General features: G+C 54.2%; 16 protein-coding genes. 11 read left to right on the top strand and 5 right to left on the bottom strand.

The window, feature by feature from the left end; translation table 11 throughout:
* Positions 1–106 precede the first annotated feature (106 nt).
* Both scpA and mutA read right to left on the bottom strand, forming a co-directional pair.
* Positions 107–2,254 (bottom strand): methylmalonyl-CoA mutase, encoded by a 2,148-nt coding sequence (gene scpA / locus M3089_RS00260; protein ID WP_249081141.1) that lies wholly within the window; start codon positions 2,252–2,254, stop codon positions 107–109.
* Positions 2,255–2,265: 11 nt separating this feature from the next.
* The gene (gene mutA / locus M3089_RS00255) at positions 2,266–4,125 is read right to left on the bottom strand and encodes a methylmalonyl-CoA mutase small subunit (protein ID WP_205108752.1); all 1,860 of its coding nucleotides are present in this window, start codon (positions 4,123–4,125) and stop codon (positions 2,266–2,268) included.
* A gap of 368 nt (positions 4,126–4,493) precedes the next feature.
* On the opposite strand from mutA, the gene M3089_RS00250 reads away from it, so the two are divergent.
* From M3089_RS00250 to M3089_RS00230, 5 genes are all read left to right on the top strand, one after another.
* On the top strand, positions 4,494–6,182 hold the full coding sequence (locus tag M3089_RS00250; protein ID WP_249081139.1) for a putative transporter: 1,689 nt from the start codon (positions 4,494–4,496) through the stop codon (positions 6,180–6,182).
* 48 nt (positions 6,183–6,230) lie between these two features.
* On the top strand, positions 6,231–7,205 hold the full coding sequence (locus M3089_RS00245; protein ID WP_249081136.1) for an OadG family protein: 975 nt from the start codon (positions 6,231–6,233) through the stop codon (positions 7,203–7,205).
* Between the two features lie 32 nt (positions 7,206–7,237).
* The gene (locus M3089_RS00240; RefSeq protein WP_249081135.1) at positions 7,238–7,699 is read left to right on the top strand and encodes a biotin/lipoyl-containing protein; all 462 of its coding nucleotides are present in this window, start codon (positions 7,238–7,240) and stop codon (positions 7,697–7,699) included.
* Between the two features lie 6 nt (positions 7,700–7,705).
* The gene (locus tag M3089_RS00235) at positions 7,706–8,863 is read left to right on the top strand and encodes a sodium ion-translocating decarboxylase subunit beta (RefSeq protein ID WP_249081133.1); all 1,158 of its coding nucleotides are present in this window, start codon (positions 7,706–7,708) and stop codon (positions 8,861–8,863) included.
* A gap of 1,244 nt (positions 8,864–10,107) precedes the next feature.
* Positions 10,108–10,710: a response regulator transcription factor gene (locus tag M3089_RS00230; RefSeq protein ID WP_249081131.1), complete on the top strand. Its 603-nt coding sequence runs from the start codon at positions 10,108–10,110 to the stop codon at positions 10,708–10,710.
* 99 nt (positions 10,711–10,809) lie between these two features.
* Here the strand turns inward: M3089_RS00230 and nrdG are convergent, their stop codons facing one another.
* The 3 genes from nrdG to M3089_RS00215 form a co-directional block, all read right to left on the bottom strand.
* Positions 10,810–11,274 (bottom strand): anaerobic ribonucleoside-triphosphate reductase activating protein, encoded by a 465-nt coding sequence (gene nrdG / locus M3089_RS00225; RefSeq protein WP_205108740.1) that lies wholly within the window; start codon positions 11,272–11,274, stop codon positions 10,810–10,812.
* Positions 11,275–11,307: 33 nt separating this feature from the next.
* Positions 11,308–13,419 carry an anaerobic ribonucleoside-triphosphate reductase gene (gene nrdD, locus M3089_RS00220; RefSeq protein ID WP_249081130.1) on the bottom strand — a complete coding sequence of 704 codons (2,112 nt, stop codon included), beginning with the start codon at positions 13,417–13,419 and terminating at the stop codon, positions 11,308–11,310.
* A 178-nt stretch (positions 13,420–13,597) separates the two neighbouring features.
* On the bottom strand, positions 13,598–14,557 hold the full coding sequence (locus M3089_RS00215; RefSeq protein ID WP_249081129.1) for a LuxR C-terminal-related transcriptional regulator: 960 nt from the start codon (positions 14,555–14,557) through the stop codon (positions 13,598–13,600).
* A 663-nt stretch (positions 14,558–15,220) separates the two neighbouring features.
* Between M3089_RS00215 and M3089_RS00210 the strand changes: the two genes are divergently transcribed.
* The 6 genes from M3089_RS00210 (at position 15,221) to M3089_RS00185 (ending at position 25,775) form a co-directional block, all read left to right on the top strand.
* Positions 15,221–16,537 carry a hypothetical protein gene (locus M3089_RS00210; protein ID WP_249081128.1) on the top strand — a complete coding sequence of 439 codons (1,317 nt, stop codon included), beginning with the start codon at positions 15,221–15,223 and terminating at the stop codon, positions 16,535–16,537.
* 77 nt (positions 16,538–16,614) lie between these two features.
* On the top strand, positions 16,615–17,883 hold the full coding sequence (locus tag M3089_RS00205; protein WP_249081127.1) for an imelysin family protein: 1,269 nt from the start codon (positions 16,615–16,617) through the stop codon (positions 17,881–17,883).
* Between the two features lie 88 nt (positions 17,884–17,971).
* Entirely contained in the window at positions 17,972–19,687 is a 1,716-nt protein-coding gene (locus M3089_RS00200; protein WP_249081126.1) for a di-heme oxidoredictase family protein, read from the top strand.
* A gap of 94 nt (positions 19,688–19,781) precedes the next feature.
* A complete protein-coding gene (gene ccsA, locus M3089_RS00195) occupies positions 19,782–22,043 on the top strand; it encodes a cytochrome c biogenesis protein CcsA (RefSeq protein WP_249081125.1) in 2,262 nt (753 codons plus the stop codon).
* Positions 22,044–22,075: 32 nt separating this feature from the next.
* A complete protein-coding gene (locus tag M3089_RS00190) occupies positions 22,076–23,221 on the top strand; it encodes a Rid family hydrolase (RefSeq protein ID WP_249081124.1) in 1,146 nt (381 codons plus the stop codon).
* A gap of 1,132 nt (positions 23,222–24,353) precedes the next feature.
* A complete protein-coding gene (locus tag M3089_RS00185) occupies positions 24,354–25,775 on the top strand; it encodes a leucine-rich repeat protein (RefSeq protein WP_249081123.1) in 1,422 nt (473 codons plus the stop codon).
* The last annotated feature ends 81 nt before the right edge of the window (positions 25,776–25,856 follow it).

The following is a 25,856-nucleotide window of genomic DNA, read 5'->3' as shown; positions in this document are numbered from 1 at the left end:
GGCGGCCGACAAGCATGGCGTTGTCAACATACAACTGCACAATAAAGAAACGCGCCGGAAGATGCTTCCGGCGCGTTTTTCATGCCATACAAAGACGAGGTTTTGCTCAATCCTCGTCGAGCAAGATGTTCATTATCTCCACTGCAGCCTTGGCAACAGATGTGCCCGGGCCGAATATTGCGGCAACACCGGCCTTGTAGAGGAAGTCGTAATCCTGTGCGGGGATCACGCCTCCGGCAATGACCATGATGTCTTCGCGCCCGAGTTTCTTCAACTCGTCGATGAGCTGAGGGATGAGTGTCTTGTGGCCTGCAGCCAGAGAAGACACGCCCACCACATGCACATCATTCTCGACAGCCTCGCGTGCAGCCTCGGCCGGAGTCTGGAACAACGGGCCCATGTCGACATCGAAACCGCAGTCGGCATATCCTGTGGCCACAACCTTTGCACCACGGTCGTGCCCGTCCTGTCCCATCTTTGCTACGAAGATACGCGGGCGACGTCCTTCTTTCTTTGCAAACTCCTCGGTAAGCCTGCAAGCCACGTCGAAGTCCTTGTCATTTTTGCTTTCTGATGAATACACGCCTGAAATAGTTCTGATTACTGCTTTGTAACGGCCTACGACCTCTTCGCAGGCATCACTTATCTCACCGAGAGTGCAACGCAACTTGGCGCATTCGATGGCATGGGCCAAAAGGTTGCCCTTGCCGCTGCGAACGCATTCCGTAAGTTCGGCCAGCGCTTTCTTGCAAGCCTCGTTGTCGCGCGTTGAGCGGATCTGTGCCAGAAGCTCTTCCTGCTGCTTGCGCACGGCGGTGTTGTCAACCTCGAGGATGTCAATCGGGTCTTCGTGGTCAAGACGGTACTTGTTTGTGCCGACGATAACCTGCACGCCACTGTCGATGCGGGCCTGTGTACGGGCTGCAGCTTCCTCGATGCGCATCTTTGGCACGCCGGTCTCAATGGCCTTGGCCATGCCGCCGAGCTTCTCAATCTCCTGTATGTGCTCCCATGCCTTGTGAACGAGCTCATTTGTGAGCGACTCCACATAATAAGAACCGGCCCACGGGTCGATGTGCTTGCAAACCTTTGTCTCGTTCTGGATGTATATCTGGGTGTTGCGGGCAATGCGGGCAGAGAAGTCGGTTGGCAATGCTATGGCCTCGTCGAGCGCATTGGTGTGCAGCGACTGGGTATGGCCAAGCACGGCAGCCATTGCCTCGATGCAAGTGCGGCCGACATTATTATAAGGATCTTGCTCGGTGAGCGACCAACCTGATGTCTGCGAGTGCGTGCGCAGAGCCATCGACTTCGGGTTCTTGGCTCCAAAACTCTTCACAATCTTAGCCCAAAGCAAGCGGGCCGCACGCATCTTGGCAATCTCCATGAAGTGGTTGACGCCTATTGCCCAGAAGAATGACAGGCGGGGTGCAAACGCATCGATGTCTATCCCGGCGTTGACTCCGGCACGGATATACTCCATTCCGTCGGCAAGCGTATATGCAAGCTCAATGTCTGCAGTGGCTCCGGCTTCCTGCATGTGGTAACCGGAGATGGATATAGAGTTGAACTTAGGCATATTCTGAGAAGTGAACTCGAATATGTCGGCAATAATCTTCATTGAGAAGGCTGGCGGATAGATGTAGGTGTTTCTCACCATGAACTCCTTCAAGATGTCGTTCTGGATGGTACCGGCCATCTCCTCCAGCTTGGCCCCCTGCTCCAGGCCTGCCACGATGTAGAACGCGAGCACGGGCAACACCGCACCATTCATCGTCATCGACACAGACATCTTGTTGAGTGGGATGCCATCGAAGAGCACCTTCATGTTCTCTTCGTTGCAAATCGACACGCCGGCCTTTCCAACGTCACCGACCACACGCTCGTTGTCGGGGTCGTAACCGCGGTGTGTTGGCAGGTCGAAAGCCACCGACAGACCTTTCTGTCCGGAAGCCAGGTTGCGGCGATAGAAAGCGTTTGACTCCTCAGCCGTTGAGAATCCGGCATACTGACGTATCGTCCACGGACGGAAAGGATACATCATTGAGTAAGGGCCGCGCAGGAACGGCGGAATACCGGCAGCGAAGTCAAGGTGCTCCATGCCTTCGAGGTCTTCCTTTGTGTAAACAGGCTTCACTTCAATATGCTCCGGAGTCTTCCAATTGGGAGCAATACCATTGGACTTCTGCCAGTCGGCTCCGTTGGCAGCCTTTATCCCGGCAAATATATCAACATCTTTAAAACTCTTTCTCATGACTCTTGTGGTTATTTGATTCCCAATTTAGCGTTATACTCTCTCAATGTCTCAAGCACATTGCACTTCACGTGTATAAAGTTCTCAATGCCTGCAGCCTTGAGCTCATCCATACATGCCGGTGCTCCGGCAACGATAAACATTGCGCGGCCGGCAAGGTAATTGTATGCCGGAACTGCAAATGTAGCATACTCATCGTCGCTTGAGCAAAGCACGACAATGTCGGCACCGGCCTTCATTGCGGCGTCCACTCCTTCTTCAACCGTGTCAAATCCAAGGTTGTCTACAATCTTGTATCCGGCGCAGGCAAGGAAGTTTGAACTGAACTGCGCACGTGCCTGGCGCCAGGCCAGGCTGCCTATCGTAAGCATAAACGCCGTAGGCACCTTGCCACTGTGCTCGGTCTGCAAGCGCAACTGCTCAAAGTCGGCGGCAAGACGCGTGGAAGTGATGGCCTTGAACGGAGCGTCTTCATGCTTGCTTCCGCATCCGCAAGAGCACGACAAGGGCGCCTTTCCGTCAGAAACCTCCGTGAAATTAGGATATTGGTTGGTTCCGAGGATGAACTCCTTGCGCTTGGCGGCATCTTCATGGCGCTTGGTGTTGGTCGTATTTACATCATCCTGCACGACGCCACACTTGACAGCTTCAAGGTATCCGCCCTGTTCTTCTATCTTGAGGAACAGCTTCCACGCTGCATCGGCGAGCGAAGTGGTCAGCTCTTCGATGAAGTATGACCCGGCAGAAGGATCCACCACCTTGTCGAAGTGGCTCTCTTCCTTAAGCAACAACTGCTGATTGCGGGCAATACGCTCAGAGAAGTCGGTAGGAGTCTCGTAAACGGCATCGAATGGAACGACAGATATAGAGTGGACTCCGCCAAGTGCTGCACTCATTGCCTCGGTTTGCGTGCGGAGCAAATTCACATAGCTGTCATACATAGTCATGTTGTAAGTGGTGGTCGTTGCATTGACACACATCTTGCAAGCGCAATCGCACTTGGGCTCATACTGCTTCACTATCTCGGCCCAAAGCAAGCGGGCGGCACGGAACTTCGCTATTTCCATGAAATAGTTTTCGGTGATGCCCATATTAAACTTTATCTTGCTTGCCGCCAAAGCGGGGTCTACGCCTGCTTCAACCAGCTCGGAGAGATATTCATGTCCCCATGCGAGGGCATATCCCAACTCCTGTACGATATATGCTCCGGCATTGTTAAGCGAAGCAGCGTTAACGGCAATGCAGCGGAAATGAGGATAATCCTTGAACATGTCGACCAGCTGTGAAGCGAGTGGCAGCAGGCGGGTGACGTCCTTGCCCTTCATCACAATCTTCTCAATAGGGTCCCAGTCAATCGAACCGACAATGCTCTCCTTTGCATACCCCTTGCTTTCAAAATATGCGCACAGTATCTTTGCAAGGTCAACAGAGCGCCGTTTGCAAGTGCAGAAGTTGAGTTCCACACAGTCACACTTGACGCCGTCGAGCAAAGTCTCAACGAACTCTGCGCTTATGCAGTCCCCACAGAAATGGAAGCCCAGCGAGTCCACCCCCTTAGACAACACATCCAAGGCCTTGGCGTTTCCTTCCTTTGCGTCATCAACCTTTATGTCTTGGCGCACATACCATGAGTTGCTGTCCTTCTTATTGCCGCGCACGAACGGGAATTCACCGGGCAAAGCATCAGGGGTCTTCAATTTCTCGACATCTTCCCTGCGATAGAACGGCGGTACGGAGAAGCCTTCATTGGTTCTCCAAACCAGTCTCTTGTTGAAGTCTGCACCCTTCAAGTCAACTTGAATCTTATCAAGCCATTCCTGGGTTGTAGGAGCTTCGAACTCAGTAAAGAGTTTTTCTCTGTTGTTTGACATAAAATACAATATTTATTATATAAGTTATTGAATCGTTGAGTCACGCGTCAAGCTCTCAGAGCTGAAATACCGTCCGCCTCAGGTGAGGCATGCCCTCGCCCGTGCCGGCCCGTGCCGGCGCGGCATCACCGCCATGGTGAGCCACAGGCCGGGCAAGCCGCGGCGCCACCTTCAGTGCGCCGGGCGCAGCCGATCATTATGCAAAGATATACAGAATATCCGAGTTTCTGAAAAATATAACGAGAAAAAGATTGCCAATCGTGAAAAATTCAAAAACTTCAAGCGCCGAACGAAAATAATTACACATAAATTGTTATTTGCGCAATATTTTACCTAATTTTGCAACTTAGATAATATTAATATTCCACATGGATTGGCTAATAAATCTATTCACTAACACCGAGTCTGTAGCGCACATAGCTATTCTGTATGCTATAGTGATTGCTGTTGGTGTACTCCTCGGCAAAATCAAAGTAGGCGGAATATCGCTCGGTGTGACATTCGTGTTGTTTGCGGGCATAGTTGCCGGCCACATAGGCCAGACAGCCCCACTCAACATACTGACATTCCTGCAAGACTTCGGCCTTATCTTGTTTGTCTTCATGATAGGACTACAAGTTGGGCCCGGATTCTTTGCCAGTTTCCGAAAAGGCGGCATTACGCTTAATGTGCTCGCTTGTGCGGCCATATTGCTGAACATTGGCGTCATGTTCGCATGTTATTTCATTTTCTTCGACACGAGCGACCCCAAGAACCTGCCCATGATGGTCGGAACGCTCTATGGCGCCGTGACCAACACCCCTGGGCTTGGCGCTGCCACGGAAGCCCTCGACAGCGTCTTCCCCAAAGGCCAGGCCCCGCAAATAGCGTCGGGCTACGCTTGTGCCTACCCGCTCGGCGTGTTGGGAATAATCGGAGCGACCATACTTCTGAGATACATTTGCCACATATCGCTCGACAAAGAGGAAGAAGTGCTGAACAAAGACTCTGAAGAGGATGCACACGTAAAGCCCCACAACATGCACCTGCGCGTGACAAACTCATACCTTGCCGGCCGTTCAATAAAGCAAATACACGACTTCCTAAACCGTGACTTCGTTTGTTCCCGCGTATTGCACGACGGGCATGTAAGCATACCCAACGGCCAGACCACGCTCGAACTGGGCGACATCGTATTTATAGTATGTGCAGAGGCCGATGCCGAAGCCATAAAGGCATTCATCGGGCCCGAGGAGCAGGTTGAATGGGAAAAGCAAGACCAGCCAATGGTATCGAAGCGAATCGTCGTCACCCGCCCGTCAATCAACGGCAAGACGCTGGGCCAGATGCACTTCTCTACCGTCTACGGCGTCAACGTTACCCGCGTCACACGCCAGGGCATGGATTTGTTTGCCAACCCCCACCTGGCCCTCCAAGTGGGCGACCGCGTCATGGTGGTTGGGCCCGAGAACCTTGTCAACCGCGTGTCAAGCGTGCTTGGCAACTCGATAAAGCGGCTCGACAGCCCCAACATCGCTACAATATTCATTGGCATCATAGTCGGCATATTGTTTGGCAGCCTGCCATTTGCAGTGCCGGGAATGCCCATGCCGCTGAAACTCGGCATAGCCGGAGGCCCGCTCGTCATAGCCATACTCATAGGGCGCTACGGTTACAAGGTACACCTTGTGACATACACAACCACCAGCGCCAACACCATGCTTCGCGAGATTGGCCTTGTGCTCTTCCTTGCCAGCGTCGGCATCAAGGCCGGTGAGGGTTTCTTGGACACTGTCGTCAGGGGCGACGGCCTGAAATACGTTTACACAGGCTTCCTAATAACGGTGATACCTATACTTATAGTAGGAACGATAGCAAGGCTGAAATACAAATTCAACTATTTCACGATAATGGGCATGATTGCCGGAACATATACCGACCCGCCAGCATTGGCCTATGCCAACCAGTCGTGCTCGAAAGAGGCGCCTGCAGTGGGTTACTCTACGGTCTATCCGCTTAGCATGTTCCTGCGCATATTCACCGCACAGCTGATAATACTCCTGTGTTGCGGCATCTGACAGGTTGAACTAACAATATCAATACTAACATAATACTCACACACTGAAATGAACAAGTTCGGATTACTGTTAGGCCTAGTGCTTACATCAGCTTCAACCGGCGCCTTGGGACAGGTGTCCAACAGCATCAAGCTGAACGAAGTCATGACCAACAACACAACAAGCCTACAGGACGAATACGGGCGTAGGGAAGCATGGGTGGAGATAGCCAATGTGTCATTCTCCACCTACAATATCAGGGGCATGTTCCTGACAACAGACCGGTCCGTACTCGACCCAGAAATGAGTGTTCCCGAGCGCATCAAGCGCATGAGCATCATTCCCAACGGGGATGCACGCACAAACCTTAGCGCACGCCAACACTTGCTGCTTTACTGTAACAGCAACCCAGCCAAGGGAACGCTGCACCTCTCTGTGAAGATCGACCCGGAAAAACCCACCTGGATTGGTCTCTACAACGGCAACGCAACACAACTCCTCGACTCCGTGACTGTTCCGGCACTGGGTGCCAACCAGTCATACGCACGCCAGCACGACGGTTCGCCTGTATGGCAGGTCAAGCCGGCTGACGCCGTAACGCCTGGTATATCAAACTATATACAGGTTGACGAGACGAAAATCGCCAAATTGAAACGCAACGACCCATACGGAATAGGCATCACAGTGCTTGCCATGGGCATCGTGTTCTTCTGCCTTGCGTTGCTTTGCATCTTCTTCACGCTGTTCGGAATGTTCATGAAGCACCGTGCCGCAGCAAAGAAAGTTGCCAACATGCAACCTCTCAAGGCCGGAGTAAAGACGATGGAGAAGACCGTTGAGCTGGGCCACAAGACAAACGTATTGCTGCAAGACGGCCTCAAGTCGAAAGGCATTGACAAAGAGACCTACATTGCTGTAATTGCACTTGCCATCCAGCAATACACGAGCAACACCCATGATGTTGAAAGCGGCATCATAACCATCAAGCCCAAAGACACGGACTGGAACGTGGAATACATCCAGATGACCCAATTTCATGAATAATCCATAACCCAATAAACTAAAGACAAGCAACTATGAACAAGTTTCAATATAAAGTACAAGGTGTAGACTACGATGTAGAGATTGAAGAGCTGGAGGGCAACGTGGCCAAGGTTCAGGTCAACGGCATCAAGTTTGAAGTAGAGCTCAAGCAGCCCATCAACCCTGCCCACGCCATACGCAAGAAGCCCGAGGTGCACCAACAGGCTACGGCGGCTCCACAGCAGGCACCCGCATCGCAGGCACCCGCCGCCGCGGCAGCCCAGCCTGCCGCCTCTGCCACCGGCTCACAGGTAAAGGCACCACTGCCCGGCACCATCACATCGGTCAACGTCAAGGTAGGCGACGTGGTCAAAGACGGCGACACCGTAGTTGTGCTCGAGGCCATGAAGATGCAAAACAACATCGAGACAGAGTTCTCAGGCACGGTCACGTCAATATTAGTTAACCAGGGCGACTCGGTATTAGAAGGTGCCGTTCTGCTCACAATAGCTTGATGACTTATGGGATTCACAGAGTTCTTAGCAGAAAATTTCAATGAATTCCTCGGATACACAGGCTTCGTCAACGCCTCAACGGGGAACATCATAATGATTATTGTGGGCGCGATACTGATATATCTCGCCATAAAGAAAGACTTTGAGCCCCTGTTGCTCATACCCATCGGACTGGGAATCATCATAGGCAACATCCCTTTCAAGGCCGACGCCGGCCTCGAGGTGGGATTATATGAAGACAACTCGGTGCTGAACATATTCTACCAGGGCGTGCGCCAAGGATGGTATCCGCCGCTGGTGTTCCTCGGCATCGGCGCCATGACCGACTTCTCGGCACTGATAGCCAACCCCAAGCTAGTGCTCATCGGAGCTGCCGCACAGTTCGGCATCTTCGGAGCTTACATGGTTGCCCTCGGCTTAGGCTTCGAGCCCAACCAGGCTGCGGGCATAGCCATCATCGGCGGAGCCGACGGCCCTACAGCCATCTTCCTATCGTCGAAGCTCAGCCCCAACCTCATGGGAGCCATTGCCGTGTGTGCCTATTCATACATGGCGCTCGTGCCGCTAATCCAGCCGCCACTCATGCGCATGCTCACCACCAAGAAAGAGCGCCTCATCCGCATGAAGCCGGCACGCCAGGTGAGCCAGACAGAGCGCATACTCTTCCCCATCATCGGACTGCTGCTCACAACGTTCATCGTGCCCTCGGGCCTGCCGCTGCTCGGCATGCTCTTCTTTGGCAACCTGCTCAAGGAGTCGGGCAAGACCACACGACTGGCAAAGACTGCCGGATCGGCCCTCAACGACATCATCGTGATGTTGCTCGGCCTCACCGTAGGATGCTCTACGCAGGCCAGCGAGTTCCTCACGGTCAATACGCTCTACATATTCATCATCGGAGCGTGCTCGTTTATGGTCGCCACTGCCAGCGGAGTGCTCTTCGTAAAGGTGATGAACCTGTTCTTGCCGAAGGACAAAAAGCTTAACCCGCTCATAGGAAACGCCGGCGTGTCGGCCGTACCAATGAGTGCGCGCATAAGCAACAACATGGGCTTGGAATACGACCGCCACAACTTCCTGCTCATGCACGCCATGGGCCCCAACGTGGCCGGAGTGATTGGCTCGGCTGTTGCAGCCGGAGCACTGCTCGGTTTCTTGTCGTAACAGACGAACAAAGACTGCAATCAACATGTCGTCACTGTCCCGCACGGGGCAGTGACGATATTTTTTATGGCAACTCCTCTCTATACACAACTATGCATATTCAACCAACAATATGCTCTCACCAACAAACAACAGCCACATGACTGACTTGCCATACGAACCGGCCTTCACCTGAAGCACCACCATACCACTATCGGAAATTATAAGGCACGGCACGGCTTGTGCCGCTTTGACCGGCCCTTCACATCGCCATCAAACAGCCGATGTGGGCCAATGTCATAACCAACTGAATGACAGCATATTGCAATACGGGCCTCGTTGCCATTCAAAACAGCCCGTTTTATAGCCTAAAACTGGCCAAACGGGAGAGCAGAACAAGCCGAAATGCAAGGCAAACGGATTGCTGGCTACACCACGGCAGACAACGACGTGGCAAAAAACGAATGTGACAGCATTTCAATCAACGCGAATATCCATAGACAGAACGCCGGCAAGGCCTACGCAAGATACAGTCTGCCGGCATTTTCTATCAATGCAAGGCGAGGCTGCTCCGCCAATCGCGGCTTACATGCAAACACAAGACATGCAGAAAGAAAGGGCAGTACACTTTTCCAAACTACGAGGGCGTGGCATATCAAGTAACCGGCCATTTTGCGAAATATGCGGCGCGATAAATATCTACACGCCACGGAACGTTGTTTCGGCAACACGGCTACTGGCCCGGGCAAAGCACGTTTTAAAATATAGTCAAAGCCACGACTGTCTGTCGTCGCCCTACCCAACGTTGCATTTGCGTGCAGTTTGACATGCGGCTCCGGCAGCAGCGATGCTGCATAAAACAACGCAAAGCGAACTGCTGCGCCACCCCGGGAGGCGCTATGCACAAGTTAAAATAAAAAAAACGAAAGAAACAACGCCAGGCAAAGCCAACCGTCAATGGGGCATTCACACCTGTTTCACGTGATTCAGCAAGGCTTTAGTGCCGGCAAGACACAGGCACGGAAGAAACATAAAACCGAAACACACCAGGCACGAGCCAACAGCCCACAGCGCGGGCAGCCGTAGCCACTGTAGCCAAGCACCCAACCGTCATGGTAGCGGCCCGCCGACGCTCCGCAAACTGAAAGCGGTGAAGGCCGTGCGCGGTTGGTAAAAAACAACACATCTGTTTCAGTAAAACTAACCAACAAAATGAAATGCAGGATTTTGCAGACTGGCTATTTTAATGTAACTTTGCAAACGATATGGAGTTAAGCAACAGCCACCGGCCAAAGATAGCAATCATCGACCCCAACACGCCAGCCGCGCTTGGGCTGAAGTTTATGCTGCAAGATGTCGTGCCGGTGATGGAAGCCTACACGTTCGGCTCGTTCACCGAACTGATGGCCAACAGCCCGGAACTATACTACCACTATTTCGTTGCGCTGAACGTGCTCATGTCAAACCACACCTTCTTTGCCGAACGGCGCAACAAGACCATCGTGCTCACGCCTTCGCCCACGGCCGAGTCGCAGCCAGCGGGTTTCCACTGCCTGTGCACCAACTTGCCCGAGCGGCAATTTGTAAAGTCGCTGCTTGCGCTTGAGCAAAGCGCGCATGCCGAGGGGCGCAACCTGCCGCCCATGCACGGCAGCAGCCGCGGCCTGCTGTCTGACAGGGAGACAGAGGTGATGGCCCTAATCGTGCGCGGTTACATCAACAAAGAGATTGCCGACAGGCTGAACATTGGGCTTGCCACTGTGATTACCCACCGCAAAAACATAATGGAAAAACTTGGCATAAAGAGCGTTTCGGCACTTACCATCTATGCCGTGATGAACGGATATGTAGATGTAGACAGCATTTAAATACACAAAACGTAGGGCAAAGAAACGTGGATGCATGTTTCTTTGCCCTACGGCCACATTGGCAAACGCCAGTTTTTTCCGGGGCATGCCGCCCCCGGCTCAGCGCCAGAACCTCGAGGTTATGTCGGCAAATGTGTCACCGGCCACCTTCTTATACAGCCTCTGGTTGGTGGTGCGCTCCCTGAGGCATCCCAGATGGGCTATGTACGGGCCCAGCTTCAGGTAGTCGAAGTCGGCCTTGCGCACAACCGCCGGCACACGCTGCCTGCCACTGTACCACCCCACCTTGAGCCCGGGATGCTCTCGCCTTATATATCGGGCCAGCACACCGACATACGCCGGGTCGGCATCGCCGCCCATGAAGCACACACACGTTATCCCCGACGCATTGGCCCGAACCATCCTTTCAAGCTCCATCGGAGTGAGCGGGGTGCCGACATCCTGCCACAGATAGCGGCTGTGGCACCCGGGGCAACGGCAAGGGCAGCCCGAGAGGTTGACCGCCAAGGTTACCTCGTCGGGTATTTCCTGGAACACTACGCCTGTGTTTACGTATTTCAGCATTGTCCGTCAGTATTTTCAAAACAGTTGGCAAAGTCAGTCGACGGCAAGCTCAACCCCCGCCTTGGCATAGAAACGGCGCCCGGCCTCTTGCTGTCGGGCCTCGGAGAAGTTGCTCACGCGCTTCAGGTAGCCAATTATTCGCGTCATATAGTCAACGTTGGTCGAGTGGCAGTGAGGGCATTCGTGCAGGTAGCGCTTGTCAATATGCCCGCAATCGTTGCATATCGTGTTGGGTATGTTGAACGTGAAATAGTTGCATCCCTCCTTGGCGGCCACGCGGAGCAACTGCCTGTACTGCGCCTTCGACAGGTGCTCCTCGAGGTTCATGTGCAAGGCAGAGCCCCCTGTGAGGTGCTCAATGTATGGTGCCCCGTGCAGTCGGAACTTGTCGATAATGCTCAGCGAGTCGTCTTCAACCACGTAGAAATAGCTGTTGTAACAGTCGCGTGGCACGAAATACCCGTCTTCACGGTCCCACTTGGCATGCTTTACGCCCACATTCTCGGCCGGAATCATCTCGCAGTTAAACATCACATCGCTTGTTCTGTACTCACGGTTCTTCTTTTCTACAAGCCCAAGCACACCTTGCACAAAAGCCAGGTAGTCGGGATTGTCATTTATCTGCAGCCCCATGAACTCGGCAGCCTCTACCAGTCCGTTGACACCGATGGTGAGATACTGCCGCGACATGTTGATATATCCCGCATCAAAAAGCGGCAGCATGCCGTGGGCCTGCAGTTCCTTGAGGTTCTCGTTGTATGCCAGCTGCACCTTGTGGCACATGTCTATCACGTCGGTCAAGAACTCCTTGTAGTCAATGTTGTTGTTTACGGCATACTGGATGCAACGGTTCAGGTTGATGGTCAGCACGCTCTTAGAGCCCGTCGACACGCCTCCTGCCCCAAGCGTATAGCTGAAACCGTTGTCCTGTATCTCGTTGCGCAGGCGGCAACAGCTCGACAGCGAGTCGGCATTGTCGCTCATGTAAGTAAAGAAAGAGTGGCCTTCGGCATACATCTCCGCCGTAAAGTCGCCCCACTCTTCGTCTATCACGTCGCCGTCATTGCTCAAAAGGGCCATCGTCTCGACAGGGAATGTAAGCACAGCCTTGGTACGTTCCTTGTTAAACCACTTCATGAATCGCTTCTGCAACCAGCTGAGCCCCTCCCAGTCGGGCTTGCTTCCGTCGGGGAAATAGAAGTCGCCAAACAGGCTTTCAAAGTACGGGCGGTCGTAATACGCAATGTTCCAGAACACAGCCTGATAGTTGCGTGCGCCAGTAGGCTGGTTTATTGAATACACAATCTGTTCGAAACAGTCGGTTATCATCTTGTCTACCGTGCGCTGCTTCAGCGACAAGTCCACCACCCTGTCGGGCTCCTTGTAATACTCCCTGCCATATTCCAGACCGATGAAATAATTGAGATACATCAGGAACTCCGGCGTGGCGCAAGCACCGCTGAGCATGCTCGACACCATGAAAACCATGTTGACAAACCCTCCGCAAAACGACTTCAAGTTGGTTGGGGCGGTGGAATTGCCGCCAATAGACATCGTACCGCCGATGAGCCATGGATACATTGTGATTGAAGCGCAGTAGTTGGCAAGGCTTGTCTCGTCGTTCTTGTATATAAAATGATGGGTAAGCATGTCGACATATCGGTCGGCCAGCTCCTTGCCATACATCTTTTTGATGCGGTCGGTCAGCAGCCTGCGGTTCAGCCTGATGAAGCCCGACTTGGGCAGCTCGCCTATAAGAGTGGCAATGTTCTTGTGCTCTACGTTTGCATTGGCGTCATACTTAGAGCCCGAGGCGGCGTTGGCTGCTTCGCAATAATCGGCCAGGAATCGCAGTTTCTCCATCGTCTCACGGTCTTCGGTGTGCTTCTGGCGATATAGCATGAACGACTTGGCCACCCGGTAGTAGCCTTCTCTCATGAGCGCTTCTTCCACCTGGTTCTGTATGTCTTCAACGGTTATCCCTTCGTGAATGTCGAGGTGGCTCAGTATCTTCGATATACAGCCAAGGTCTACCGGCTCGCCAACCGAACCGAAAGCCTTGATTACGGCATTCATTATCTTGTCGAGGGAAAAGCGCTCGGCCGCCCCGTCTCTCTTGGTAATCGTAAAGCTTCTCATCTCCATATAAGTTTTCCGTTTTAGATAACTTTGAAACAACAATCCATTAAAAAGTTTCCCGTTTTAGATAATTTCTAAGCGACTGGCAGGCCTCAGCCTTTCCGAATCGGGCACAAAGATACAATAAAATCCGGTAGCAGCCTACCGGATTTATGATATTTTTCAAACCGTCTAAAAGAAATTCCTAAAGCTTTACATTGGATATGTCAACCAGTCCGTTGACAATTGCATAGATGGTCAGTCCGGCCGAACTGTGTATCTGCAGTTTCCGCGCAATATTGCGCCTGTGCGTTATCACCGTGTTGACCGAAATGTACAGATGCTCGGCTATTTCCTTGTTCGACATGCCCTGCACAAGGCTCACCACGACGTCTTTCTCACGGTCGGAAAGCATGTCGGCGTTATCCTGCCCACCCTTGAACACCATCGACGAAATGTTCTTCGTCACGTCGTTCTGTCGCAACATGCGCTCCAGCCTCCTGATGGCCGGCACGAATATGTTGTCTTCAACCTCCGTGTGAAGCCTCAGCCACTCCTCGTTGTTGTATATATCGTAAAGCGTCGACATGAGCTTATGGTTGCGCTGCATGTCGGTAGGCAGGTATTTTATTATGGTAGTCTTTAGCTCCTTGAGCTTTATGTCAGTCTGGCTGTGGTGCTTGGAGAATGTCTCTATGTTGTAGTCGCCCAGCGGCTGCCTGTCGATTAGCGCCTGCACGTATGGGAAGAGCGTCTTTTCCTCATACAGCATGTGCTTTCTCACCTCACGCGCATACTCATCGTACAGCTTCATGAGCAGTCCGCCAAGGCTGTCGTTCTCATTGATTGCCTCCTGGAGTTCCCTCCGTATGAACGGCAACTGGAAGTCGAGGTAATACACGTGGCACGCCTTCAGGTAATGCATTAGCGTAGGCACAGACAGCTGGTCGTCGTCGTCGAACCCGTAATAGCCGTTGATTGTGTAGTTGACCACGGCAAGGAAGGTGTATGTGTCGACACCATTGTCCTCGCACGTCTCTCTGACCGTCTTGTCACCAAAGCCAAGGTTGATTCCGAAACTGCCTAAAGACTGCAACACATTGTAGTTGTCTTTGATGAGAGAAATCATCTTGTCGCTGGCCTCATAAATCTTCTGGTTCTTCATTACGCTACCAATTAATTATTACCTCTGCAAAAGTAATAATTTAAAGCGATACGCACAATAATCATTAATAGGTATTTATGTCGCAAGTTCTGTCCTTCTCTACACATTTCCTGCTAATTCCCGGCAATGACATGGCGCGGATGCCAACTGCCTGGCATTGGCGTTCGCCCTGCCTAACACCCCCGGGCCGAAAGGCCAGACATAGTCAGCGGGCCACATATATATAATGTATCGGCACACCATTTATGTAAACTAAATTTCAAAGAAAGGAATGCCGGCCGGACGCCTGCCGTGCAGTGTGCCCGCACAGCGACCACAGTCGCTTGGCAGCACGACCAAAACCGCAACGCCGAAAAACCGCCGAAACAAGCCGCGAGTCACCATTGGCAGAGGCAAAACCCACTGACGTACTGAGCATTGGTGTACACACTACAACATACAACTGGCAATACGGCATCCTCGCTACCGCCAAATTTTGCCGACAGATGGCGCCAAACAGCCACCAACCATCACCAAAGGTAGGTAGCAGGCGGACTCGGCTCATCACTATTTAGTATTTAGTTACAGTTTTTCATGACTTTTGAGTATTGCCAACGTTTATGTAAAAGCGTAATTTTGCAACGCAAATCACAACTCAAGGCAAACATCAAGACAAAGAGAAAAATGAAAAAAACAGCTATCGCATCCATCGCGCTCGCCATCATTGCCGCACAGGCCGCCACCGAGTCACAGGCCCAGGTGGCAGCCTTCGACAGCGTGTCAACCCACCAGAGAGGCAACCGCCTGAGCATAGGCGGCTACGGCGAAGTGGCCCTTACGCGCAACTTCTACAGCGACAACGTCTACAGGTACAGCCAGGCCAGCAAATACAAGGACGCCCCCGGCCACGGCCGGTTTGACATTCCGCATGCCGTGGTGTATATAAGCTACGACTTCGGCAAAGGCTGGACAATGTCGAGCGAGATTGAGTTTGAGCACGGTGGGGCCGGAGGAGCCGTTGAGAAAGAGTTCGAGGAAGCCGGCGAATGGGAGCAGGAGACCGAGAAGGGAGGCGAAGTGGAACTGGAGCAGTTCTGGATACAGAAGTCGTTTGCCCGCTGGGCCAACATCCGCGTGGGCCACTTTGTCGTTCCCGTGGGTTTCACCAACGCCTACCACGAACCGCTCAACTTCTTCACCGTCTACCGTCCGGAGGGCGAGGCAACCATACTGCCCTGCACCTGGCACGACACCGGCATCAGTTTCTGGGGCCGTTCGGGCGATTTCAGGTATGAAGTGCAGCTTATCGCCGGCTTGGACGGCTTTCTTTTCGACCGCGACAACTGGATTCAGAACGGCGCGGGCTCTCCGTTTGAGTTTAAGGTGGCCAACAAGTACGGCTTTGCAGCGCGCATCGACAACTACACCATACCCGGACTGCGCATAGGCCTGAGCGGATACTACGGCAGGTCGATGCACAACACCTTCCCACACGACCTGGAGAGCAACGGCAACAAATACAAAGAAGTGAAGGGAACCGTGGCCATCGGAGCCATCGACTTCGCTTACAACGCCCACAACTGGATTGTCCGCGGCAATGCCGACTATGGCTATGTGGGCGACGCAGCCGCCATCAGCGAGGCAAAGCGCAACATCAACGCAACGAACGCGCCTTACAAGAAGTCGCCCGTGGGCAAAAACGCCTTCGCAATAGGCGTTGAAGCCGGTTACGACGTGTTCTCGCAAATAAACAAGACGCGCCGCACCAACCAGAAGCTCTACGTGTTCGGCCGTTACGACTGCTACGACTCATACATCCCGAGCAAGCAGCAAGCCCAGTATGAATACACCAAGAAGATACGCATGGCGGCGGGCATAAACTACCACCCGATACCCCAGGTGGCTGTAAAAGCCGAATATTCCAAGCGATTCTTCAAGTCGCAATACAACGACGAGCCTTCTGTCTCGCTGGGCATCGCATACGAGGGCTTCTTCCTCTGAGCCCGGACGCCGCGGCACACAGCGCGCAAGCGGGCACCGACAGACAAACATCCAATAACAACTAACAATATTACACAATGAAAAGATTATTTTACTATGCATCCGCCTTTGCAATGGCAATGGCCATGACCGCCGGGTTAACATCGTGCAGCGACGACAACGGCGACGGCAGTACGGACGAGTCGGCATTGAGCGAAAAGGAACAGATGATGAAAGACATCACCACCCAGTATGTCAACAACGTGGTCTACCCCACATACAGCGACCTGGCCACTGAGACGGGCGAGCTGTATGAGATGCTGGCCGAAGCCAAAGACAAGTTCAAGGCCGACCCAACGAGCCTCACGCAGACAGAGTTCGACGCTATATGCTCAAAGTTCCTGCAGGCACGCCAGTCGTGGGAGGAAAGCGAGGCGTTCCTCTACGGGGCGGCAACAGTGTTCGGAATCGACCCGCACATCGACACATGGCCGCTCGACCTCGACGGTCTTGTAACCGAGCTAAGCAATGCCGACAAGATAGCCATGCTCGACAATGGCGATGAGGGCATCAGCTACGCCGGCAACAAGATGGGCCAGGAGCTGCTGGGATTCCACGGCATCGAGTTCATCCTGTTCCGCAACGGAGCCAACCGCACCGTCGAGAGCCTGAGGGCTTACGAAACCGACGAGGCCTTCACGAGCAAAGGCGTACGCGTGTCGGGCCGCGAGGAGCTGATATATGCCGCTGCCGTGGCCGGCGACTTGCGCGACCGCTGCTGGCAACTCGAGGTTTCATGGAACGAGAACGCACCAAGCGACCACATCACCCGTGTTGTCGACGAGTGTGAACTGCCCAACACTGTGGAAGGCAACAACTACACCTATGGCAAAAACATGCTCGAGGCTACCAACATTGGCAGCACCTATGCAACATGGCGCGTGGTGATGAACACCATTCTCGTGGCCGGATGCGCCAACATAGCCCAGGAGGTGAGCGGGCAGAAGATAGGCCAGGCATACACCGGAGCCGACCCCAACTACATCGAGTCGCCCTACAGCAAGAAGTCGTTTGTAGATTTCAAGGACAACATCATAAGCATAGAAAACTCCATATACGGCGGAGTGGAAGGCCGTCGCGACGAGAACAAGTCGATCATGGCATACCTGAGAAAGTATAACCCGACCATGGCGACATCGCTCGAGAACGCCCTCCAGAGCTCGTTCACTGCCCTCGATGCCTGCATCAACTCCGGCGTGGCATTTGTCGACGCCCCACAGGCCGACTATGTGAAGACGGCCATGGACGCCATAGCCGAGCTTGACAGCGAACTGAACAAGGCTTCCGACTGGATTTCAATCAACTGACGACATTACAACACACTGTGACTGTTGACTCGTGCCGGCGCCGCTGCCGGCACGAGCACATACTGATTAATAACTAAAAAATACGATTATGAATTTGAACAAGACAAGAAACATTCAGCTCTTGGCCGGATGCATCTGCCTGTCGATGGCGGCATGCTCCGACGACGCCCCCTCGACAGGAGGCGGACAGACCGGCGCTGTCGACGATGTGTCGTACATCGGAAAGGCCGTGGGCAACTTCTCTGCCGACGAATGGTATCCCGGAGGAGAGCTGGGCACAACGCTCAACGTGTCGGAAGGATGCTATGAAGACGAGACCCCGGCCACAACCAACATGGGACTGACCGACCAGTTCAATCGAGGCGAGATGTTCTTTGAGCGCAATGTCACCATCGACACGCCACCCTTCAACGGGCTCGGCCCGGCCTCGGTGCGCAAGTCGTGCATTGACTGCCACCCCGGCTACGGCCACGGCAAGCGGCAAGACTCCTACAAGGCCGGCTTCGGCAATGGCTACCTGCTCGTGATATACCATCCCGACGACGGGGCAAACAGCAACGACGGCCCATACATCAGCGAGGTGACGGGCATGCCGCAGACACAGGCCGTATCGCCGTTCCTGCCACCTGTCGACGAAGACAAGATAACAATAACCTGGAAGAACGTCACGGCAATGGAGAGCGGACTGTCGATGACGTTCCCCAACGGCGGCGACTCTTACGAACTGATTTACCCCGAGGTGACCATCGACCCCTCGGCCTTCAACACTTACCCCGTGCCAACCAACTACGCGGTGCGCCTCGAGTCTACTATCGGCATCATTGGCACCGGACTTATAGACGCCATACCCGACGACTCGCTGAAAAAGCAGTATGAGCTCACGGCACGATACTCTGAGGTCAACCCGGCCATGTGGGACAAAGAGGCCAACGACTGGGCGTCGACCGCTTACTACACCAACTGGACAAGCCCGGGCGCTCTGGCCGACGGCACTGCCGTGACGGGCAAGATAAAGCGGTACACCTATGCGCTCACCAGGGCCAGCCTGCAAGACGGGGCCGGAGCCAACGCAATGTGGAACATACCCAACGTGTCGCGACCCGACCGGCCTAAGCTCTACACCACACAGGCATGGGCCGACGCCATGTCGATGAACGCCGACGTGATAAGCGCCATCAAGCGCGACCCGACGTCGCCATACTATGCCGACGGAACCGACGAGGGCATTGCCGACGCCGTGAAGAACCTCCTGTCGCCCAACACCAACCAGTTTGACAACAAGTGGCACAACTTCACACCCGACATGAGCACCGACAACTTCTACGCGTTCATGGTGTGGCACCGCGGCCTGTCGATACCGCGGGCACGCAACCTCAACGACCCCGACGTGCAGAGAGGCAAGAAACTGTTCATGGAAATGGGCTGCGCCACCTGCCACAGGCCGTCGTGGACTACGGGCGACGACAATTACTGGACGCCCGACGTAATAAAGGGGCGCCCGCTGCCGAAGTATCCCAAGCAGAAGATTTACCCCTACTCCGACTTCGTGCAGCACAAGCTGTACATGGCCAACGACATCCACGGCTCGTGGTGCCGCACCACCCCGCTCTGGGGGCGCGGCCTGTCGCTCATCAACACCGGGGCCGAAGACCGCCTGCACGACTGCCGCGCACGCAACGAGGTGGAAGCTATAATGTGGCACTGCTACAGCAAGAAGAGCCAGGCATACGACAGTGCGTACAAGTTCTACAACCTGCCTAAGGCCGACCGCGACGCGGTGGTAAAGTTCTTGCGCTCTATCTGACGGTCCCAACCTACCGTCGCAACCTTCGGCCGGGCCGGCCTGGCACACAGCCACCGGCCCGGCCAAACCCTGACACAAACCAACCTGCAAGGATATGACAAGGAAAGCTCTTTTCGCATTCTACATACTCACCATAGCGGCCATGGCCGCCGCAACGGTAATAGAGAAGTCGGAAGGCACCGACTTCGTGTCTACACACATCTACGGAGCGTGGTGGTTCACGCTGCTGTGGGCCATGCTGGCCGCCACAGGCATTGCGTGGATTGCCAGGCGCAGGCTCAGGCGGTGGTCGCTGCTTACGCTCCACGCATCGCTCGCCATCATCCTTGCCGGCGCGCTGCTCACCCACCTGACTGCCCGCAGGGGCATGATTCACCTGCGCATAGGCCAGCCCACAGCCACCTATTACGAAGACAACGGAACAGATACACCTGCCACGCGCAGCCTGCCGTTCGAGATTCGCCTCGACAGGTTCGACATCGAATACTACAAAGGCACAAAGGCGCCGTCCGACTACGTGTCGGCGCTGACCATCATCGACGGCACCGCACAGGCCAAAGGCCGCGTTTCTATGAACAACATCATGACTTACAGCTCCGTGAGGCTATACCAAAGCTCGTACGACGAAGACAGGAGGGGCAGCATATTGGCTGTCAACTCCGACCCGTGGGGCATAGCCGTGACTTACACCGGCTACGCCCTGCTGTTCATCTCGCTCGTGTGGATGCTCATCGACCCCGGGGCCACCTACCGCAAACTGCTGCGCAGCCCGCTGCTCAGGCGCGGCATCATGGGCGCGGCGGCACTGCTGGCCATGGCCCCCCAGGCCGCACGGGCAGCCACCACCCTGCCCGAGGCCGACGCCGACAGGCTCGGCAGGCTCAACATACTGTACAACGACAGGATATGCCAGCTGCAGACGCTGGCCATCGACTTCACCAAGAAACTGCACGGAAGTCGCTCGTACCGGGGCCTCACGGCCGAGCAGGTGCTCACGGGATGGATATTCTGGGGCGACGAGTGGAGCGACGAACCATTCATAAAGCTGAAGGACGGCGAGCTGAAAGAGACTTTGCAGCTGCCCGACTACGTCTCGGTGAACACGTTTTTCAACTCCGACATGGGCGGATACATTCTCGGCCCATACATACACGAGTATTACAGGGGCAACCGCGACGCATTCCACAAGCAGGCGGCCGACATTGACAACAAGATTCAGCTCATAATGGAGCTGCGCCGCGGACTGACGCTCAAGGTGTTTCCGCACACCGCGGGGGGCCACACCACGTGGTATGCGCCCACCGACAACCTGCCCGACACCATAGACAACGACCGGCGACTGTACATGGCCAACGTGTTCTCGCTGCTCTACGGCGAGATTCTGAAAGGCAACATGCCCGCCGCTCGCACCATCATCGACAAGATGGCGGCCTACCAGACGCAAAACGCCGGCCACTCGCTGCCCGGGCCCGTGCAGACGTGGGCCGAGCGCACATACAACGCCATACCCTTTGCCACCATCCTCTTCATGGTGTGCCTCGCCATGGGCCTCGTCACGCTGGCCGCCGCCATCATACGCCTCAGCGCCCCGCGCCCCGACACCATGGCAGACGGCAGGGCCTGCAAGGCCGTGCGCCGCATAAGCCTCGCCACAATGGGCGCCGCCTTTGCCGCGCTCACCTTCTGCGGGGCACTACGATGGATTGTCTCGGGAAACATTCCCATGTCCAACGGCTACGAGACCATGCTGCTCGTGGCGTGGCTCGTCATGTTGCTGTCGATGGCGGCCAGCCGGCGGTTTCCCATCGCCCTCACTTTCGGATTCCTCATGGCAGGCTTCTTCCTGCTCGTGTCGCACATCGGACAGATGGACCCAGCCATAACCAACATAATGCCGGTGCTCAACTCGCCACTGCTGAGCATCCACGTGTCGGTCATCATGCTTGCCTTCGCCCTGCTCTCGCTGACGTTCATCTGCGGTGTAACGGCCCTGGCCATAGCCGCCGCGCACAGGCTCAGGGGCTCGGCCGGAAGCACCGAGGCGCCACTGGCATCGCTGCAGCTGCTCTCGCGGCTGCTGCTCTACCCCGCCCTGGCGGCACTCGGCATAGGCACCTTCGTCGGGGCGGTGTGGGCCAACGTGTCGTGGGGGCAATACTGGGGGTGGGACCCCAAGGAGACATGGGCCCTGATAACCCTCATGGTCTACGCCGTGGCTGCCCACACCGACACGCTGCCCGCCCTGAGGCGACCGCTGTGCTTCCACGCATTCATGGCCGCAGCCTTCCTGACCATACTGATGACGTATTTCGGGGTAAACTATTTCCTGGGCAGCGGAATGCACACCTACGCCTGAAATGACTACACCATTAACACAATAAAACAACTATGAACAAACAGACTGTAAGCAAAGCCAACACAAAGACAGAGATATTCGAGTTTGACAACGGCACTGAGGCAAGGGAATGCCAGGCCGTGATACACGTGACAAACACATCGCTGAGCTACGCCGAGCAGCTCGACGCCCTGCTCAACACCTACGACGAGCTGCGCTCCAACGAACTGCGGGGCACTGAGGCCGTGTTCAAACGCTACTACCTGAGCGACGCCGCAAACCAGGCGGCCACCATCCACGCAATGGCGGCCGAGGGGTCAGACTGCGCCCTGTCGGTAATCGAGCAGGCTCCGCTCGACGGAACCAAGGTGGCACTGTGGGTATACATGCAGTCTGGAGTGGCCACGGCCATCTCGCCGAGCGGACTCTACCGTGTGGCCCACGGCAGATACACCCACCTGTGGGACGGCGGCGCCCACCGCCACGAGGCCAACTCGGAGCTGCAAACGCGCCTGCTGCTAAACAGCTATTTGATGCAGCTTGCCGCAGAGGGCTGCAGCCTGGCTGACAACTGCATCCGCACGTGGTTTTTCGTCAACGATGTCGACATCAACTACGCCGGCATGGTCAAGGCGCGCAACGAGGTCTTTGCCACGCAAAGCCTCACGCCGGCAACGCATTTCATTGCCAGCACAGGCATAGGCGGAAGGCAGGAAGATGCCACGGTGTCGGTGCAAATGGACAATTACGCCATCAAGGGCATCTGCAAAGAGCAGATACAGCACCTGTATGCCGCCGACCACATGAACCGCACCAGCGACTACGGGGTGAGCTTCGAGCGCGGCACATGCGTGGAATACGGCGACCGCCATCACGTGTTCATATCTGGCACGGCCAGCATCGACACCAACGGCGATGTGGTCTACCCGGGCGACATAAGGAAACAGACGGAGCGCATGTGGGGCAACGTCGAGGCGCTGCTCCGCGAGGCTGGCTGCACGTTCGACGATGTGGCACAGATGACAATCTACCTGCGCGACCCGGCCGACTACTCCACGGTGAAAGCCATGTTCGACGGCAGGTTTCCCTCAACGCCACGGCTCATAGTCCACGCCCCGGTATGCCGCCCCGGGTGGCTCATCGAGATGGAGTGCATGGCAATATGCACTGCCAGCCACAAGGAGTTTGCACCGTTCTGACCATCGCCGGGCCGGCTCTGTGTGCTACAGCCAACGGCCAGCTCAACCCGGCTGGCAAAAGGCAGGCAACAGTCTGGCGAACAGCACTTTGCAAAACGGCCCATATTACGTTCTCATACGGGCCGTATCACACCGTAAAACCGGCCGTTCTGCAATGCAGAACGGCCGGTTTGGCATTTCCACCCACAACAGACAAGGCAATGCCAAACACTTGCCTGCACCAAGCACAGGCGCACTAATGGCAACAAAGCGAAGGTCATCGTGAGGCTATACACCTGAAGAAGACCCGAAGAGCCATGACCGAAAACTTGGTGTTGCCCAAACCCAGCTATATTACAATGCCAATCTCTAAAAAATAATCAGTGTTTATCCCATGCCGACATACACGCCGTGAAACACGACATCAAACGTTTCACAACATATCTACAGGTCTCCAAGATTGGCAGATTTACAACAACACCATAATATTTATACGCAAAAGACCGACGATATACATTAATTTATCTATATTTGCGATATTAATAATTCAAATTAAAAGTCAACGCCTATGGGTTAAAAAGTAACAAAAGTGATTTAAAACAGTGAACATGGGCAAACAATACGAACTGCCCCATATTCTTTGTTGTGCCACCCTTGCATAAGGAGAAAGCCTCAACGAATAAACGCACAACAACCCAAACAAGCAGAGATATTGCGTAAGCGTGAGTTTCGAACCAACAACTTGCTTGTAAGGCCTAAGGTAATTACCACAAGGACTGCTCTGCACAATGTCATGAAGTTGACCAAGCAAACACAAACACCATGGCAGCCACTCACAGACACCATGCAAACGACATCACCGGCAACAGCCGCCGTCATTGCATGATGTTCTATCCAAGCCCTAAAAATCCAACTTTTTTAAAATCAAGCATCATGAAAAGAATTTTATGTATGGTAGCCATGGCACACAATAAACAAAGACCTACAAGGCGGAAACGAAAGCAGTGGCAGAGATACGCAACTGCCCGAAAGGGGTATATGTGGTCACCCTCGAAGAGAATGGAGTGACTATGGACACAAAGAGAATAGTAAACGAATGACGAACCAGTACAGGCCGGGGGCTGCCCGGCCTGCCTTTAAAGGCTTTACAACTATGAAACAAGTTTTGATATTGATGCTGTTGCTCTTGGCCAACGCCATAGAGGCACAGACAAAAAGGGTGGTTGACGTGAAAGACGGGCAGGCTTTGGAGGCATTGCTGGGCGAAGACATGCTGGAAATAGACACGCTGGTGGTCAAGGGAAGCCTGAAGCACACTGACTTCCCGGTGATGCGCCAATGCCTCGCCAAAGGTAAGTTGCGGGTGATTGACTTAGGCGAAAGCGAGGTTGAGAACGATTCGCTGCCCGAAAATGCGTTTTACATATCATTTGACCCGGTACATCTCGATTCGATAGTGCTGCCAAAAACGCTTCGGGTCATAGGAAACGAAGTGTTTTGCAACCCAACAATGAGAGAAATAAGATTCCCAACAACACTCAAAAGCATCGGGGATATGGCATTTAACCAATGTAATTACCTAAAGACTGCCATCATACCGGAAGGTATAGAATCAATCGGAGCAGGCTGCTTTTATAGCTGCTATAGCCTAAAATCGGTCAGCTTGCCATCGACCATCAGGCACCTTGGAATAGAAGCGTTTAACTTGTGCTCCAACTTAATGACCATTGACATTCCATACGGGATTGAAAACATTGGCCCCTTCGCATTTGCAAATATTGCAAAAATAGAGGAGATGGTAATTCCTGAAAGCGTAAAAAACATTGAGGAATACGCCTTTTACGATGATTGGTCCATGCGTAAGATCGTACTGCCCAACCGATTGGCCGTAATAGTGAACAACGTGTTTGAAGATTGCAACAGACTAAGCGATGTTAGATGGCCGTCAGAACTCGCAATGATATTCCAGGAAGCATTCAAGTCGTGCGGCTTCACCACATTGGCGTTGCCTTGTAAACTTGAGGCAATAGGCAACGAAGCATTTTTCGGAAACCTGAGCCTGACAAAGCTCATTCTGCCGGAATCGCTTGAAAGCATTGGCAATGCGGCATTCGCCGGATGCGAGAACCTGAGCGAGGTGTACTGCCCGAGGCAGACGCCTCCCGAAGTTCAGTTCATACACAGCATGGCCAATGCAGGCTCAGGCGCGGCCAATGCCCCGCAGCCGCCTTTCGACAAGATTGCGGCAGATGCCGTTCTGTATGTTCCCATCGGCACAAAGAGCCTGTATGAAGCATCAATGTTTGCCAAGGGCTTTGCCGAAATACGCGAGACAGCCGACTTCCCGGCGGACATAAACGACGAAATTGCGGCATCGGATGGCTGTAGCGTGACAGGCGGAAAGGGGTGCATAAGCATCAGCGCAAACGGTGAGCCTATTGCATATAAGGTATATGCGGCCGGAGGACAGCTCGTGGCTGAAGGTGTGGCCGATGGAACTGACATCGTGGAAGCACCGGCCGGTATTTGCATAGTAAGCGCACATGGCGAAAAGACAAAGGTCGTTGTGAGATAGAAAGCACAACACGGGGCCGCAAGGCAATAAACGCAAAAATGGCGCACCGCCATTGTCGCACTTAACAAGTGGGCACATGAC

This window comes from Marseilla massiliensis, from assembly GCF_023336985.1.
Taxonomy (GTDB): Bacteria; Bacteroidota; Bacteroidia; order Bacteroidales; family Bacteroidaceae; genus Prevotella; species Prevotella intestinigallinarum.
The sequence above is the reverse complement of the archived record's forward strand: the minus strand, read 5'-3'. Positions and strand labels throughout refer to the sequence as shown.